This is a genomic window from Achromobacter sp. 2789STDY5608615 (assembly GCF_001298995.1).
Classification (GTDB): Bacteria; Pseudomonadota; Gammaproteobacteria; order Burkholderiales; family Burkholderiaceae_B; genus Achromobacter; species Achromobacter insuavis.
In genome coordinates this window covers 101682-117428 of sequence record NZ_CYTY01000013.1, presented here as the reverse complement: position 1 = coordinate 117428, position 15747 = coordinate 101682, and the positions used below count along the sequence as shown (strand labels likewise).

Below are 15747 nucleotides of genomic sequence, written 5' to 3'. Positions count from 1 at the left end.
TGAAAACAATGGGAATCATTTGCATTAATGATAAAAAGCAAGTTCCCTGTTTGCTGGACAGAAAATGTCGAAAAACGGACATAACTGGCTGGATCGCGGTTCTTTCAACCCTTGCTATCGAAATCCCGCCAATGCATGAGTTTCCCGTCGAGGCGCCTCCGGTGGTGGCGCGCTCGTTCCACTACGAAGATGGCCAGCGGCAAGAGCCGCATTCGCACGAGCGCATCCAGCTGATGTATTCGCCCACCGGCATCATGCGCGTCATGACCGAGGACGGCGCCTGGCTGCTGGCGCCGATGCGCGCGTTGTGGATTCCGCCCGGCGTGGCCCACGAGGTGCGCATGGTCGGCCAGGTGACGATGCGCTCGGCCTTCATCGCGCCCGACGCCGCGCCCTGGCTGTGGAAGGATACCTGCGCGCTGGACGTGGCGCCGCTGATGCGCGAACTGATCCTGGCGCTGAACCAGCCGGTGGCGCGCCACGGGCCGGTGCAGCGGCTGAGCGCCGAGCTGCTGCTGAACCTGCTGGCCGGCACCGAGCGGCAGCATCGCCAATTGCCGCTGCCGTTCGACCGGCGCCTGCGCAAGGTCTGCGCGGCGGTGCTGCAGTCGCCCGGCAACGACGACACCCTGGAGCAGTGGGGCGAGCGCATGGGCGCCAGCGCGCGCACGCTGGCGCGGCGCATGAAGGACGAGACCGGCATGAGCTTTCACAACTGGCGCTTGCAGGTGCGGATCGACGAAGGCATCTGCCGCCTGCTGCAGGGGCAGCCGGTGGTGAACGTGGCGCGGGCGCTGGGGTACGCCAGCGCCAGCGCCTTCGTCTATATGTTCCGCAAGGTGATGGGGGTGTCGCCGACGCGGTATCTGGAGCAGATCGCGGCGGGATGAGGGTGGGGCGCCGGACGGGCCGCGTCGGGACGCGCGGGCGGCGCGCGCATCAGGCCCGAGCGGGAAGGCCTGCCGCGGTCAGTTGGTGTTGATCCATTCCTGCGTGTCGCGGATGAACCAGGGCAGGTTGATCCGTTCGCCCTCGCCGGACTGAATGGTCAGGCGCTGGTCCGATGCGCCCGGGGCGCCGGCCGCGCCCTGCGCCTGGGGCGCTGGCCGGCTGCGATACCGCAGGTCGGTCTGCGCGGGGGGCTGGCTGGCGCAGGCGGTGATCGATGCGCAGGCGAGGGCGGCCAGGATTGGCCGCAGTGTTGAACGAAGGGTCTTCATGATTCGGGTTCCTGCTGGCGGCAGCGGCCAACATGCCAGTCGATCCAGGCCGCATTATTCATTACCTTACTCGCAATACGGGGCGGATCCCACCGGCCCGTCGTATCACGGTATTTCCGCGCCGGCGCGGTCCGGCGGCCGGCGATGCGGTTCGCGCCGGCGCGGCGCCGCCGACGGGCCATCGCGCTAGCGGTCGAGCAGCGCCAGCGCCTGGCGCGCGATCTCCAGGTCGATGGCGGCGTCGTCGCCGTCGCCCATGAACCATGCCGCCGACAGTCCGCACCAGGCCACCACCCATTGCAGCAGCCGGCGGCGGTCCAGTCCCGATTCCTCCAGCACGATCCCGAGCCTGCGCTCGAAACGGCCCGGCACGATGGCCACCGGCGGCTCCGGGTCGGCCAGATCGGGGTTGCAGAAGATGTTGGCGTAGTCGAAGGCGCGCTCGCCGTGGAGCCGCTTGGGGTCGATCACCAGCCAGCCGCGCGCGCCGAAGTCGAGGATGTTGTCGTGGTGCACGTCGCCGTGCAGCACCACCGGGTCGCGCGGATCGTCCAGCAGCGCGCGGGCGTGGCGCGCGCTGTGCGCCAGGATGCCGCCGCGCGCCCGCGCCATCGGCCACAGCTCGACGAACCATTCCTCCAGCGGCCGCAGCGGCGGCAGCGGTTTGGCGCGCGGCGCGTGCAGTTCGCGCAGCACGCCGCAAAGGATGCGGGTGGCCTCGTCGTCGCGGCCGTTGCGGGCATACTCGGCCAGCGAACGCGTGCCGGTGGCGCGTTCCAGCAGGATGGCGTCGCCTTCGTGCGCCAGCACCCGCGCGGCGCCGTGGCCGTCCCACCAAGTCATCAGCACGCCGCCCTGGCGCTCGTCTTCCTCGACCGCGACCTTCAGCATCGCGGGCACGCCGGCCTGGCGCACCGGCAGCAGCCGGGCGGCATGGGTCGTGATGGGAGCGCCGTCGGGCACGAGGTTCCAGCGGGACAGGTAGGGTTCGAACATCGGCGCGGGGCGGGCCTGGCCCGCCAGGGTGGGGAACGCTTACGGTATCAGAGAATGCCGGCGTCGGCGGCCAGCGCCGCCGCCTTGCGCGCCAGCGCCGCGACGCCGAAGCTGGTGGCCAGGGCCTGGCCCTCCAGCTCGGCCAGCGGCACCCAGCGCGCGTCCAGCGCATCGTCGCCGGCCACCGGCTCGCCGGCCTGCCAGCGGCACAGCACCGCGATCAGGATGAAGTGCCGGCGCAGCGCGCCGGCCTCGTCATGGTCGAACACGTCGACGGCGTCGAAGACGCGCAGCGGCTCGGCGCGCACGCCACATTCCTCGAACAGTTCGCGCGCGGCGGCATCCTCGAGCCGTTCGCCGGCCTCGATCTTGCCGCCGGGAAAGGCCCAGCGGCCCTGGTCGGGCGGGTTGGCGCGCCGCACCAGCAGCACGTGGCCGTCGCGCACCACGGCGGCGATGGTGGCGGGAATGGGGCGCGAGGGTGGGGTGGTCATGTCGGGGTGTCCTGGGGGGCGTGGGCCGGCGGTATTCAGTCGGGCGCGAGGCCGTTGAGCATCATTGCCAGGCCGTATTCAAAGGTGGCGTCCGGTCCCTGCCTGTCCAGCGCCTTCATGGCGCGGGCCAGGGCGGGCGGGGGCGGGGGCGGGGCGTCGCGTTCGGGGGCGGCGGTTTCGGCGGCCTGCTGTTCCATGACCGAGCCGACCACGTAGTGGCCGATGGCGACCAGGGCGTTGGCCGCCTGCAGCGGCTTGAAGCCGGCATCGCAGAGCAGCTTCAATTGCGCCTCGACGCGATCGTACTGGGGCTCGGTGGGGCGGGTGCCGGCGTGGATGCGGGCGCCGTCGCGGTAGGCCAGCAGCGCCTGGCGGAAGCTGCGCGCGTTGGCGTACAGGAAGTCCTTCCAGGGCGCGCTGGGCGGCGGCATCGAATGGACGTGGTTGCGCGCCATGGCATCGGCCAGCGCGTCCAGCAGCGCCTGCTTGTTCTTGAAATGCCAGTACAGCGCCGGCTGCTGCACGCCCAGGCGCTCGGCCAGCCTGCGGGTGGTCAGGCCGTCCACGCCCACTTCATTGAGCAGTTCGAGCGCGCTGGCGATGACGGCGTCGCGTTGCAATTTGGCCATGGGGACTCCGATCCGGCTTGATAATTTATCAGCGATCAATTTATCATGTGAAAACTTATCGTTGATAAATTTCATCCTCATGCCGGACCGCGCCATCGCTTTGCTGCTTTTCATCGTCACCCTGGACGCCGCCGGGATCGGGCTCATCATGCCGGTGTTGCCCGGCCTGCTCGACCAGTTGAGCGACCCGGCTTCGACCCCCGCCCACTACGGCCTGCTGCTGTCGCTGTACGCGCTGGCGCAATGCGTGGCCGGGCCTGTGCTGGGGGCGCTGTCCGACCGCTACGGGCGGCGGCCGGTGCTGCTGGCGTCGCTGGCGGGCGCGGCCGTCGACTACGTGGTGATGGCGGCCACGCCGGCGCTGTGGGTGCTGTATCCGGGCCGCATCCTGGCGGGCATCACGGGAGCCACCGGCGCGGTGGCCGCCGCCAGCATCGCCGATGCCGGCGATCCGTCGCGGCGCGCCCGCCGTTTCGGTCAGTTGTCGGCCTGTTTCGGCCTGGGCTTGATCGTTGGTCCGGCGCTGGGCGGGCTGGCGGGATTGGCCGGCGCGCGCATGCCGTTCGTGGCCGCGGCGCTGGCCAACGGCGTGGCCTGCCTGCTGGCGCTGGCGTGGCTGCCGGAATCGCGCCAGGGCGCGCGGCCGCCCTGGTCGTGGCGCACGCTCAATCCGGTGGCGGGGCTGCGTCAGGCGCTGAGCGGCAAGGGCCTGGGCGGATTGCTTTGGGTGTTCCTGGTGATGCAGGTGGCGGGGCAGGTGCCGGGGTCGCTGTGGGTGCTCTACGGCCAGGACCGGTTCCAGTGGGACGCGGCGGCGGTGGGCCTGTCGCTGGCGGGGTTCGGCGCCTTGCACGCGTTGATGCAGGCGACGCTGCCGGGGCCGCTGAGCGCGCGGCTGGGCGAGCGCGGCGCCCTGGCGGTGGGCATGGCGGCGGATGCGTCGGGCTATGTGCTGCTGGCCTGGGCCACGCACAGCTGGATGGTGGCGCCGCTGATGCTGTTGCTGGCGGCGGGCGGCGTCGGCGCGCCGGCTTTGCAGGCGCTGCTGTCGGCGCGCGCGGGCGCGGGCAGCCAGGGGCAATTGCAGGGCGCCATGAACAGCCTGGCCAGCGCCGCCGCCATCGCCGGGCCGCTGGCGTTCACCGCGCTGTACGCGGCCAGCCTGGGCGGCTGGACCGGCTGGCCGTGGGTGGCGGGCGCCGCGCTCTACCTGTTGTGCGCGCCGGTGTTGGTCCGGCCGGACCCGCGCCGCGACGCGGCGGCCCAGGCGCGCTAGCGCCGCCCCGCCTAGCGCAAATCCCGGTAGTGGCCGCCGGGGCCTTGGTGCACACTGTCGCAGGCGCCCGCCACGGGCGCGATGGATAACGACAGGGCCCGCGCGGGCCCGCTGGGGAAGCCGCATGGACACGCCGGACCGGCAATTGCGCTATTTCGTGCGCATTGCCGAATTGAAATCGCTCTCGCGCGCCGCCGAGGACCTGGACCAGACCCAGTCCGGCCTGAGCCGCCAGCTGGCCGCGCTGGAGGCCCACGTGGGCAAGCCGCTGTTCGTGCGCACCGGCCGCGGGGTCGAACTGACCGAGGCGGGCGCGCGGCTGCTGGAGGGCATCCAGCCGGCCTACCGCGCCATCGACCAGGCGCTGGAAGCCGTCCGCCAGCGCGAGGGCGTGACGCAGGGATCGGTGCGGCTGGCCACCGTGCACACGCTCAGCTACTACTTCATGGCCGACGTGGTGGCGCAGTTCGTCAGCAGCCGCGAGCACGTCAATCTGTCGGTCATGGGCCGCAGTTCGCCCGAGGTGGTGACGCTGGTGGAAAGCGGCAAGGCCGACATCGGTTTCGTCTACGACGCCGCCGTGGCGTCGGATGCGCTGGCCTCGACGCCGCTGTTCGACGACGACATGTGCCTGATCGTGCGCGACGGCGTCGCGGCCGAGGATGGCGTCGACCTGGGCGCGATGGCGCTGCGGCTGGTGGGCTTTCCCTCGCACTATGCGCTGCGCAAGATGATCCACAGCGCCGGCCTGCAGCCGGAATTCGTGGCCGAGGCCGAGACCATCGACGCCATGCTCAAGCTGGTGTCCTCGGGGGGTGGGCGCCTGTATCCTGCCATCGCGTATCCCGCAAAAGCTGCTGACCGACTACGGCCTGCGCAAGGTCGCCATCGGCAGCCCGGTGCTGCGCCGGCGCGTGGTCGCCATCACGCTGGCGCAACGCCAGCCGCTGCCGCTGGTGCGCGAGCTGCTGGACTGCGCCCGCCGCATCGCGCGGGACTGAGTCCGCGGGGCTGAATCTGCGGGGCCAAGTCCGCCGGGCTGAGTCCACGGTGCCGAGTCCGCGCCGTCCTCGTTTACCCTCGGGCCGCGCGGCCGGCCCCTGGCGCGGCCGCGTCGAATAGCTGCTATGAGCCCGGCTGCATGGCTCGATGCGGGGGCGCTTTCCATACTGTGCGGCAAGGCGCGGCATCCGTCCGCGCCATCCCGAACCGCATCAGGAGGCAGCAGCATGGACAACACCCTGCGCGAAAAAGCGTACTTCGACACCCGCGCCACCCAGGAGATGGCGCAGCACCTGCGCGCCGTGCCGCGCACCCTCCAGGAGACCATGGCCTACGCCTGCCGCATCCTGGCGATGACCGAGCAGGAGGCCGGCCTGGCCGGCCAGATCAGCGTGCGCTCCGAGCGCCCCGGCGCCTACTGGACGCTGCGCTTCGGCCTGGGCTTCGACGAGGCCACGCCGGCCGACTTCATCGAGGTCGACCGCGACCTGCACACGCTCACGGGCGAAGGCATGGCCAATCCGGCGACGCGTTTTCACCTGTGGGTCTACGAGGCGCGGCCCGACGTGCAGTCCATCATCCACACTCATTCGCCGTGGGCCTCGGCGCTGGCCGCGGCGCGCCAGCCGCTGGTGATCGCGCAGATGGACATGACGCCGCTGCACGACGACTGTGCCTTCCTGGGCGAATGGCCCGGGGTGCCGATCGCCGACCAGGAGGGCGTCATCATCTCGGGCGCGCTGGGCGCCAAGCGCGCCATCATCCTGGCGCACCACGGCTACCTGACGGCCGGCGCCAGCTGCGAGGAGGCGACCTACCTGTCGGTCTACCTGGAGCGGGCGGCCCGCATGCAGATCCGCGCGCAGGCCTTCGGTCCGCTGACGCCGGTGGACGACGCGCTGGCGCGCGAGGCGCACGACTACCTGCTCAAGCCGTCGATCGTGCGCGCCACCTTCGACTACTGGTGCCGCCAGACCCACGGCATCGCGCCGCTGCCGCGGCCGGCCCGCTGATATCAAGCTGTACCCATAACGATACTTTCAAGGGGAAGTCACGATGATGACGACCAAGACGCCGCGCGCGCGTTCGCGCCGGGACTACGTAACGGCCGGCCTGGCCAGCATGATGGGCACCACTATCGAGTGGTACGACTTTTTTCTCTACGGCACGGCCGCCGCGCTGATCTTCAACAAAATCTTCTTTCCGTCCTTCGATCCGCTGACCGGCACGCTGGCCGCGTTCGCCACCTATTCGGTGGGCTTTTTCGCGCGGCCGCTGGGCGGGGTGATCTTCGGCCACTACGGCGACAAGATCGGCCGCAAATCGATGCTGCTGATCACGCTGCTGCTGATGGGCGTGCCCACCATCCTGATCGGCCTGATTCCCTCCTATGACCAGATCGGCTACTGGGCCGCGGTGCTGCTGGTGCTGATGCGCTTTCTGCAAGGCATCGCGGTGGGCGGCGAGTGGGGCGGGGCGGTGCTGATGGCGGTCGAGCACGCGCCCGAGGGCAAGAAGGGCTTCTTCGGCAGCCTGCCGCAGGCCGGCGTGGCGCCGGGCCTGATCCTGTCGTCGCTGGCGATGGGCGCGGTGGCCGGCTTGCCGGAGCAGGACATGCTGTCCTGGGGCTGGCGCCTGCCGTTCCTGGCCAGCGTGGTGCTGCTGGCGGTGGGCTGGTTCATCCGCGTCAAGGTGGCCGAGTCGCCCGACTTCGAGCAGATGCGCGAGCAGGGCGCCAAGGTCGAGGTGCCGGTGGCCGAAGTCCTCAAGCACCACCGGCGCGCGCTGTGGACGGTGGTGGGCGCGCGGCTGGCCGAAGTCACCTGGTTCTATACCGTGGTCACGTTTTCGCTGGCCTACGCCACCGGCACGCTGGGCATCGCGCGCTCGGTGATGCTGGACGCCACCATCTGGGGCGCGGCGCTGGCGCTGTTCACCATGCCGCTGTTCGGCATGCTGGGCGACCGCGTCGGCCACAAGTGGGTGTTCATGGCCGGCTCGGTCGGCATCCTGGCGTGCGCGCCGCTGTTCTTCCAGTTGCTGGCCACGGGCCAGACCGGCTGGATCATCGTCGCGGTATGCCTGGCGGTGGGATTGGTCTACGCTTGCCTGTACGGCCCGGAGGGCACGCTGTTCTCCAGCCAGTTCCCGGCCGAGGTGCGCTACACCGGCATTTCGCTGGCGGTGCAGGTGTCGGGGGCGATCGGCGGCGGCCTGGCGCCGATCATCGCGACCTGGCTGCTGGCGCGCGCCGGCGGCGATCCGAAGTACGTGGTGTGGTACCTGAGCGCGCTGGGCGTGATCGCGGTATTCAGCGCCTGGCGCATGCGCGGCGACGCGTCGGCCGCGGCGGCGCTGGGCGTGCCGGCTGGCGCGCGGACCTGAGGACGACATGAAGACGATCGACTATTACTTCTGGATGAATTCCGACTGGGCCTACCTGGGCGCCGACCGGCTGGAGGCCCTGGCGGCGCGCCACCAGGCGCGCATCCGCTACCTGCCGGTGGACCTGCCCGACGTCTATGCGCGCACCGGCGGCGTGCTGCTGGGCCAGCGCGCGCCCGAGCGCCAGGCCTACCGGGTGACCGAGCTGGCGCGCTGGTGCCGCAAGCTGGACATCCACGTCAATCCCACGCCAGCCTATATGTGCCCGGACGCGGGGCCGGCCTCGCGCATCGTGATCGCGGCCGATGCGGCCGGCCTGCCGGTGGCGGCGCTGTACAAGGCCATCCTGGCGGCCGAGTGGTGCGAGGAGCGCGACATCTCGTCGCCGGACACGCTGCGCGACATCGTGCGGGAGCAGGGGCTGGATGCCGCGGCGCTGCTGGCCGCGGCCGAACAGCCGGCGGCGCGCCAGGCCTACCGTGACAACACCGATGCGGCGGTGGCGGCCGGCGTGTTCGGCTCGCCATCGTATGTCTATCGCGGCGAGCTGTTCTGGGGCCAGGACCGGCTGGAGATGCTGGAAGCGGCGGTCGCCCGGGCGGCCTGAGCCGCCCAGGGCGTCCGTTCACTTCGCCGCCGTCTTCACCAGCGGGCAGGTCGATTTGGACAACGGCATGAAGGCCTCGTCGCCCGGCAGCGTCGCCACCAGCTTGTAGTAGTCCCAGGGCCGCTTCGATTCCGCGGGGGTCTTGACCTCGAACAGATACATGTCGTGCACCATGCGGCCGTCCTCGCGGATGCGGCCATTGGCGGCGAAGAAGTCGTTGATCGGCATGGCCTTCATCTGCTTCATCACCGCGTCGGGCGCGTCGGTGCCGGCCGCCTGCACGGCCTTCAGGTAGTGCATCACCGACGAATAGGTGCCGGCCTGGCTCATGTTGGGCATCTTCTTGAGCTTGTCGTAGTAGCGCTGCGACCAGGCGCGGGTCTGGTCGTTCATGTCCCAGTAGAAGGCCTCGGTCAGCATCAGGCCGGCGGCCGCGTCCAGGCCGATGGCGTGGATGTCGTTGATGTACAGCAGCAGGCCGGCCATCTTCTGGCCGCTCTGGGTCAGGCCGAATTCGCGCGCCGCCTTGATGGCGTTGACCGTGTCGCCGCCAGCGTTGGCCAGGCCGACGATCTGGGCGCGGCTGGCCTGCGCCTGCAGCAGGTACGAGGCGAAATCGCTGGTGCCGATCGGGTGGCGGGCGGCGCCCAGCACGGTGCCGCCGCGGGCCTTCACCACGTCGGTGGCCGAGGCCTGCAGGGTGTGGCCAAAGGCGTAGTCGGCGGTCAGGAAGTACCAGCTCTTGCCGCCCCGGTCGACGGTGGCGCGGGCGGTGGTGTTGGCCAGCGACCAGGTGTCATAGGTGTAGTGCACCGAATAGGGCGAGCACAGGTCGTTGGTGATGCGCTCGGTGCTGGGGCCGCTGAAGACCACGATCTTCTTTTTCTCGCGCGCCACTTCCAGCACCGCCAGCGCCGGGGCTGAACCGGCCACGTCCATGATGGCGTCCACCTTCTGCGTGTCGTACCACTCGCGGGCGCGGGCCGCGGCGATGTCGGTCTTGTTCTGGTGGTCGGCCACCAGCAGGTCGATCTTCTTGCCGAGCACGGTGCCGCCGAAGTCGTCGATGGCCATCTGCGCGGCGGTGGCGCTGCCCTTGCCGGTCACGTCGGCGTAGATGCCGCTCATGTCCAGGATCAGGCCGAGGCGGACGATGTCGTCGGAGAGGGCGGCGGGGGCGGTCTGGGCCTGGGCGGGGCCGCCGAGGGACAGGCCGGCGACCGCGGTCAGCGCGACGAGGGCGCGTGCGAGACGCGGATTGGGGGTGCTGCGTTGCTGCGAAATCCGGGGCATGGGGGTCATGGTTGTCTCCATTTATGGTTATGCCGGATGCTTGCGGGTACTGCGAGCGCTTGGCCGGACGGCCGCGCTTCTATGGAATGGCTCCGAGGGACGACCGCGCGCGCTAGCGCTGGGTCAGCAGGTCGAACTCCATGCGCACCTTGCGGAACGGGAATTCCAGCCGCGCGAAATACACCACGCGGCCATCGATGCAGGCGTAGCGGCGCAGTTCGGCTACCGGCGAGGACACCGGGATCCGCAGCGATTCCGCCGATTCCTGGCCGGCCTCGATGACGTTGAGCACCTGGCGCGCCTCGCTGATGCGGGCGCCGTAGAACTGGTCCAGCACCGGCGCCACGGTGCTTTTCTGGATGCGGGCGCGATGCTTGCGGAACAGGCTGCTTTCCAGGAATACCTCGCTGTAGCAGAACGGCCCGGCCTCGGTGGTGTGCACGCGCCGCAGGTATTGGAAACGGCCGCCGCGGTCGGCCGCGCACGGCATGCCCAGGGTGTCGGGCAGCGGCGAATCGGCGCTCGATTCCACCAGCGAGACGGTGCCGAGCTGGTTGCTCAGCTCGACCGTTTCGGCCCAGGTCTTGGGAATCAGCAGCGTCGGCGTCTCGGGCAGGTCGGCATTGACGAAGGTGCCGGACCCGCGCGAGCGCCGGATCAGGCCGTCCTGTTCCAGCTGGCCGAGGGCCTGGCGGATGGTGGCGCGCGAGATGCCATAGGTTTCCATCAGCGCTTCCAGCGGCGGGATCTGCTGGCCGGGCCGCCAGGTGCGGTTCTGGATGTGGCCGCGGAACAGCGCGGCCGCCTGCAGGTAGAGCGGTTGGGGGCTGTGCGAGAAAAGCGGGCGCGCGGGCATGGTCGGATCGGTCAGGAGGTGGCGGGGGCGGCGAGCAGGGCGTCGGCCATCTCGCGCAGCCGATGTTTCTGGATTTTGACCGAATTGGCGCTTTCCACGGACGGGAACGCGTCCAGCACCGTGAAACCGGCCGGCGCCTTGAAGCCGGCCATGGCCTGTTTGCAGGCCGCCGTCCAGCCGGCGGCATCGGCGTCGGCGCCGTCCTGCAGCAGCACGAAGGCGTAGGGCACGGTCTTGCCGTCGCGGGTGGCGCCGACCACCTGGCAGGCGCGCACGCCGGGCAGCGACTCCACCATCTGCTCGATCTCGACCGGATTCACCAGGAAGCCGGACAGGCGCAACGAGTCGCCCATGCGGGTCTGGAACACGAACTGGCGCGGGTTCAGCGTGTAGCCGAGGTCGCCGGTCCGGAAGTAGCCGTCGTCGGTGCAGGCGCGGGCGGTGGCCTCGGGGTTGTCGAGGTAGCCGCGCATCAGGCTGGGCGACAGGATTTCCAGCTCGCCCGATTCGCCGTGCGGCAGCACCGCGCCGCTGGCCGGATCGCGCGCCCGCACCCGCGCCTCGGGATAGACCAGGGTGCCGCCGGGCTGGTGGCGCGCGGCCATGTCGCCTTCGGCCGGATCGCGCGGCTGGCCGGCCACCAGCGCGATCAGTTCGCTGGAGCCATACAGCCCCGTCAGCGGCACGCCGGCTTCCCGCGCCAGGTCCAGCATGTGATCCAGCGCCGGCGTGAAGCTGGCGAAGCCGAACAGCCGCGCCGACGCGAAGGCGCCCGGCGCGCCCGCCCGCATCATGGCGACCAGCGCCTCGTTGTTGGCGTAGGTGTGGGTGACCCGATGGCGCTGGATCGCGGCGGCCGATTCGGCCGCGTCGAACACCGGCGCGCACACCACCGGCGCGCCGTGCGCCAGGCCGCCCGCCAGCGTGGCAAAGCCGAAGGCGCCGCAGAACGGCGCGCTGGCCAGCACGCGGCTGTGGTCGTCATAGCCGAAGGCGCGCGCCACCGCCGCGCCGTGGCGCAGCAGGGTGCGCTGGTCGTGCAGCACGAACTTGGGCTGCGAGGTGGTGCCGGAGGTGGTGAAGCACAGCACGCCCGCGTCGGGCTGGGGCGGCGGCGGCGCGTCGGCGCAGGCGCGCAGGTCGGCATAGCGGTGCACCGGCTTGCCGCGCAGCGAGGCGGCGATGGGGGCGTCTGTTTGTGAGTCCGTTTGTGCGTCCGTCTCGGACACGGCGACGATGCCTTGCAGCCGCGCCAGCGATTCGGGCGCGACGCCGTCCAGGATGCCGGCGAAGTCGATGCCCTTGAAGCCGGGCCAGAACACCAGCCAGTCGGCGCGGCCGCGGCCCAGGATGTCGGCCAGTTCCAGGGCGCGAAAGCGCGTGTTGACGGCCAGCGCCAGCGCGCCGAGGTGGGCGCAGGCCAGGAAGGTTTCGACCCAGGCGGCGCAGTTGGGCAGCCACACGGCCACGCGCTGGCCGGGCCGCACGCCGATGCGCGCCAGGCCGGCGGCCAGGGCGCGGCTGCGCGCGCGCAGATCGGCGTGGCTGATGGCCTGGTCGCGGTCGATCAGGGCGGGGCGGTCGGGATGCAGCGCGGCCAGCGCGTCCAGGTGCTGCGCGAAGGTCGGAGCGGGTTGCGTCATGGCCTACACCGTGGCGATCGGGGTCACGGGGGAACCCACGGCGCCGGGCATGCGCAGCGGCGGGGCGGTCAGCAGGAAGCGGTTGCGGCCCTGTCCATGCAGCCAGTCGGCCAGCGCCTTCAGGTACCACAGCTCGGCCAGCGGCACGCCCAGCTTGAACAGGCAGTGATGGTGCAGCGGCAGGATCGAATGGCCCGGGCCGGCGGTGCGCGCCGGATAGGCCTCGACCGCGTAGTTGTCGGCGCAGATCGCGGCGATGCCGCTGGCGGTGATCCAGTCCAGCAACGCCGGGTCGGCGCCGTCCAGCACCGCGCCGGTCTGTTCCAGCCGGTGCGGATCGGGCTGGCCGTTCATCTCCATCAGCGCTTCGGCAAAGCCGGTGCGCAGCACCAGCATGTCGCCCGGCTCGACCACCACCTGCTGCTCACGCATCGCGGCCTGCAGCTGGGTGTAGCCGACCAGGGTGCGGCCGGGGCCGAAGGCGCGCGCCAGGTCGACCAGCACGCCGCGGCCCTGCATGCCTTTCTCGGCGTAGCGGCTGATGCTGAGCTTGCGCGCATACGAGCCGCCCGGCGGGCAGCAGGCATCGGCGCCGGCGTCATCGCCGCCGAACACGTCCACGCCCGCGGCATAGCCGTTGTAGTAGACGCGGCGGGCCTCGCCGTCGCCCTGGATGTCGAACTGGGCGCCGACGTGGCACAGGCCGTCCCACTGGGTGGAGTACTGCATGCTGAGCGTCACCTGGTCGTCCGACAGCACGTCCACGGCGCCGGGCTGCACGCGCGCCATGGTGAAGTTCAGGTAGGGCGCGCCGTCGCGGAAGGTGGGCTTGAGCTGCGGCGGATGGCGGCGCGGGTTGAGCACGTTGCCGCCGGGCAGGTCCAGCGGCAGCGACAGGCAGAACACCTTGCCCGTGCGCACCTCGCGCACCGCCTGCAGCACTTTTTCCTCGGTCAGCAGGTTCAGGCGGCCGAGTTCGTCATCCGCTCCGAAATCGCCCCAGGTCGATCCCTCGGGGCGGCGCGTCCAGCGTTTCATGGGCTTGTCTCCGGTGTGTTTTTCGAGTCTTGTGAATATAGTACGTATTTACGTACTATAGGAAGTGTCCGCATCCCGAGGACGCCCATCGACAGCATCCGCCCCAAGGCGGAGCCAGAAGAAATCCGCGCCAAGCGGATTCGCGAGGAGACAGATCCATGACGCATTCCCTGCACAGGCGCGCCGGGCGGCGCGCGCTGGCCGCGGCCGGCCTGGCCGTGCTGGCCCTGTCCGCGGCCCACGCGGCCGGTTATCCGGAGCATCCCGTCACCGTGGTCGTGCCGTATCCGCCGGGCGGCGGCGCCGACATCTTCGGCCGCGCCATCGCCAACGCGCTGCAGCCGGCGCTCAAGCAGACCGTGCTGGTCGAGAACAAGCCGGGCGCGGGCGGCAACATCGGCATGGCCTACGTGGCGCGCGCCAAGGCCGATGGCTACACCCTGGGCCTGGGCACGATCGGCACCCAGACCATCAACCAGTTCCTCTACAGCAACATGACGTTCGACCCCGAGCGCGACCTGGTGCCGATCGCGCTGGTGTCGACCACGCCCAACGTCATCGCCGTCAGCGCCAAGTCGCCCTACAAAACGGTGGCCGACGTGATCCAGGCCGCGCGCCAGTCCAGGGACAAGAAGCTGACCTACGCCTCGCCCGGCGTGGGGTCGTCGGTGCACCTGACCGGCGCCTACTTCGAGGCCATGGCTGGCGTGACGATGCTGCACGTGCCGTTCAAGGGCACCTCGGCGTCGCTGCCGGCGGTGGCCGGCGGCCAGGTCGATCTGTTGTTCGACAACCTGCCCGGCGCGCTGGCGCAGATCAAGGACGGCAACCTGGTGCGCGGCGTGGCGGTCACGTCCGCCGCGCGCGATCCGTCGCTGCCGGACCTGCCGACCGTGGCCGAGTCCGGCCTGACGGGTTTCGACGTGACGGCGTGGTTCGCGCTGTACGCGCCGCGCGGCACGCCCGAACCGGTGGTGCGGCAACTGGTCGAGGCGGCGCGCAGCGGCCTGGCCACGCCCGCCATCGCCACCAATTTCGCTACCATGGGCGCCCGGCCCGGCACGCTGTTCGGCGCGGACCTGGCCGCGTTCGAGCGCCAGGAGCGCGCCAAATGGGGCGGCCTCATCAAGGACAAGGGAATCACCGCGCAATGACAACCCCCATCGCATTGGTCACCGGCGGCAGCCGGGGCATCGGCCGCGCCATCGTCGCGCGGCTGCTGCAGGACGGCTTCGAGGTCGTCAACTTCAGCCGCCGGCCGCCGGACGCGGCGTTGCCCGGCGAACGCTTCCAGTCGGTCGACCTGGGCGACGCCGCCGCCACGGCCGCGGCGGCCACCGCGCTGGCGGCGGCGCGGCCGGTGCTGCACCTGGTCAACAACGCCGGCATGATCCAGGTCGCTGACATCGAAGCCGTGACCCAGGAGGAACTGGCGCGCATGGTGGCGGTGAATCTGACCGCGCCGTTGCTGCTGATGCAGGCGCTGCTGCCCGGCATGCGCCAGGCCGGCTACGGCCGGGTCGTCAACATCGGCAGTCGCGCCGGCCTGGGCAAGCCGGGCCGCACGGTCTACGGCGCCACCAAGTCCGGCCTGGTGGGCATGACGCGCACCTGGGCGCTGGAACTGGGCAAGGCCGGCATCACGGTCAACACCGTGGCGCCCGGGCCGATCGCCACCGAGCTGTTCGACCAGTCCAACCCGCCGGGCGACCCCAGGACCGTGGCGCTGGAGGCCGCCATCCCGGTCGGCCGCATCGGCCGGCCCGAGGACGTGGCGCATGCGGTGTCGTCGTTCCTGGACCGGCGCGCCGGCTTCATGACCGGGCAGGTGCTGTATGTCTGCGGCGGCATGTCGGTGGGGCTGGCGGGGTAGGACCGCTACGGGAAGCCGGGGGTGGACCGGGCGGGCAGCGCCGCGTCAGTCGCGCGGGTCCAGCGGCCAGCGGAAGGCCGGCGTGATCTCCACCTGCAGCCCCGCGCCGGCCAGCACCCCGTGCAGCCGGATGACTTCGAGCGCCAGGACATTCTCGGCCACCGGCAGGTCCTGGGCGATCAGCTCGCGCGCCCGCTTGACGCCGATGCCCAGCGCCACCGCCAGGCGGGCGATGGCGCTGGCCGTGGCCAGGGCGCCGGGCCGCGCCCGCAGTGTGTAAGGCGTGCGGTCCATGATCGGGTGGTTGGGGTTGGTGGTCGCCACCATCCAGCCGCAGCCGCCGCAGCGCGCGATCAGACTCAGCCCCTGTTCGGTGATGACCTGGGGTAGGCCGCATTCGGGACACGGAGAGGCGGACGGGTTCATGGCGTGCGG

Annotated in this window: 16 protein-coding genes and 1 pseudogene; 8 read left to right on the top strand and 9 right to left on the bottom strand. The window is 70.9% G+C overall.

What is annotated here, in order from left to right:
• The first annotated feature begins 131 nt into the window (after positions 1-131).
• Positions 132-890: an AraC family transcriptional regulator gene (locus tag AOZ49_RS13645; RefSeq protein ID WP_054432176.1), complete on the top strand. Its 759-nt coding sequence runs from the start codon at positions 132-134 to the stop codon at positions 888-890.
• 78 nt (positions 891-968) lie between these two features.
• Here AOZ49_RS13645 and AOZ49_RS13640 read toward each other — a convergent pair whose 3' ends face one another.
• From AOZ49_RS13640 to tetR, 4 genes are all read right to left on the bottom strand, one after another.
• Positions 969-1220: a hypothetical protein gene (locus AOZ49_RS13640; protein WP_054432175.1), complete on the bottom strand. Its 252-nt coding sequence runs from the start codon at positions 1218-1220 to the stop codon at positions 969-971.
• 186 nt (positions 1221-1406) lie between these two features.
• Positions 1407-2216 carry an aminoglycoside phosphotransferase family protein gene (locus AOZ49_RS13635; protein ID WP_054432174.1) on the bottom strand — a complete coding sequence of 270 codons (810 nt, stop codon included), beginning with the start codon at positions 2214-2216 and terminating at the stop codon, positions 1407-1409.
• 47 nt (positions 2217-2263) lie between these two features.
• The gene (locus AOZ49_RS13630) at positions 2264-2710 is read right to left on the bottom strand and encodes an NUDIX hydrolase (protein ID WP_054475869.1); all 447 of its coding nucleotides are present in this window, start codon (positions 2708-2710) and stop codon (positions 2264-2266) included.
• A 35-nt stretch (positions 2711-2745) separates the two neighbouring features.
• A complete protein-coding gene (gene tetR, locus AOZ49_RS13625) occupies positions 2746-3339 on the bottom strand; it encodes a tetracycline resistance transcriptional repressor TetR (protein ID WP_054475867.1) in 594 nt (197 codons plus the stop codon).
• Positions 3340-3418: 79 nt separating this feature from the next.
• Between tetR and tet the strand changes: the two genes are divergently transcribed.
• The 5 genes and pseudogenes from tet (at position 3419) to AOZ49_RS13600 (ending at position 8609) form a co-directional block, all read left to right on the top strand.
• The gene (gene tet / locus AOZ49_RS13620; RefSeq protein ID WP_054475866.1) at positions 3419-4615 is read left to right on the top strand and encodes a Tet(A)/Tet(B)/Tet(C) family tetracycline efflux MFS transporter; all 1197 of its coding nucleotides are present in this window, start codon (positions 3419-3421) and stop codon (positions 4613-4615) included.
• 124 nt (positions 4616-4739) lie between these two features.
• A pseudogene (locus AOZ49_RS13615) lies at positions 4740-5616 on the top strand (LysR family transcriptional regulator).
• A 228-nt stretch (positions 5617-5844) separates the two neighbouring features.
• Positions 5845-6630, top strand: coding sequence for an aldolase (locus tag AOZ49_RS13610; protein ID WP_054475864.1), 786 nt, complete (start codon positions 5845-5847; stop codon positions 6628-6630).
• 43 nt (positions 6631-6673) lie between these two features.
• A complete protein-coding gene (locus AOZ49_RS13605) occupies positions 6674-8002 on the top strand; it encodes an MFS transporter (protein ID WP_006394268.1) in 1329 nt (442 codons plus the stop codon).
• A gap of 7 nt (positions 8003-8009) precedes the next feature.
• A complete protein-coding gene (locus AOZ49_RS13600) occupies positions 8010-8609 on the top strand; it encodes a 2-hydroxychromene-2-carboxylate isomerase (protein WP_054475863.1) in 600 nt (199 codons plus the stop codon).
• Positions 8610-8627: 18 nt separating this feature from the next.
• Here AOZ49_RS13600 and AOZ49_RS13595 read toward each other — a convergent pair whose 3' ends face one another.
• The 4 genes from AOZ49_RS13595 to AOZ49_RS13580 form a co-directional block, all read right to left on the bottom strand.
• Positions 8628-9911 carry an ABC transporter substrate-binding protein gene (locus tag AOZ49_RS13595; RefSeq protein WP_231690339.1) on the bottom strand — a complete coding sequence of 428 codons (1284 nt, stop codon included), beginning with the start codon at positions 9909-9911 and terminating at the stop codon, positions 8628-8630.
• Positions 9912-10014: 103 nt separating this feature from the next.
• Positions 10015-10758, bottom strand: coding sequence for a GntR family transcriptional regulator (locus AOZ49_RS13590; RefSeq protein WP_054432169.1), 744 nt, complete (start codon positions 10756-10758; stop codon positions 10015-10017).
• 11 nt (positions 10759-10769) lie between these two features.
• Positions 10770-12401, bottom strand: coding sequence for an AMP-binding protein (locus tag AOZ49_RS13585; protein WP_054475861.1), 1632 nt, complete (start codon positions 12399-12401; stop codon positions 10770-10772).
• A 3-nt stretch (positions 12402-12404) separates the two neighbouring features.
• Positions 12405-13439, bottom strand: coding sequence for a cyclase family protein (locus tag AOZ49_RS13580; protein ID WP_054475859.1), 1035 nt, complete (start codon positions 13437-13439; stop codon positions 12405-12407).
• Positions 13440-13597: 158 nt separating this feature from the next.
• On the opposite strand from AOZ49_RS13580, the gene AOZ49_RS13575 reads away from it, so the two are divergent.
• Both AOZ49_RS13575 and AOZ49_RS13570 read left to right on the top strand, forming a co-directional pair.
• The gene (locus tag AOZ49_RS13575; protein WP_054475858.1) at positions 13598-14593 is read left to right on the top strand and encodes a Bug family tripartite tricarboxylate transporter substrate binding protein; all 996 of its coding nucleotides are present in this window, start codon (positions 13598-13600) and stop codon (positions 14591-14593) included.
• Positions 14590-15312 (top strand): SDR family NAD(P)-dependent oxidoreductase, encoded by a 723-nt coding sequence (locus AOZ49_RS13570; RefSeq protein ID WP_054432163.1) that lies wholly within the window; start codon positions 14590-14592, stop codon positions 15310-15312. The genes AOZ49_RS13575 and AOZ49_RS13570 overlap by 4 nt, the downstream gene beginning before the upstream one ends.
• A gap of 45 nt (positions 15313-15357) precedes the next feature.
• On the opposite strand, the gene AOZ49_RS13565 is transcribed toward AOZ49_RS13570, so the two are convergent.
• Positions 15358-15738 (bottom strand): hypothetical protein, encoded by a 381-nt coding sequence (locus AOZ49_RS13565; RefSeq protein ID WP_054432161.1) that lies wholly within the window; start codon positions 15736-15738, stop codon positions 15358-15360.
• Positions 15739-15747 lie beyond the last annotated feature (9 nt).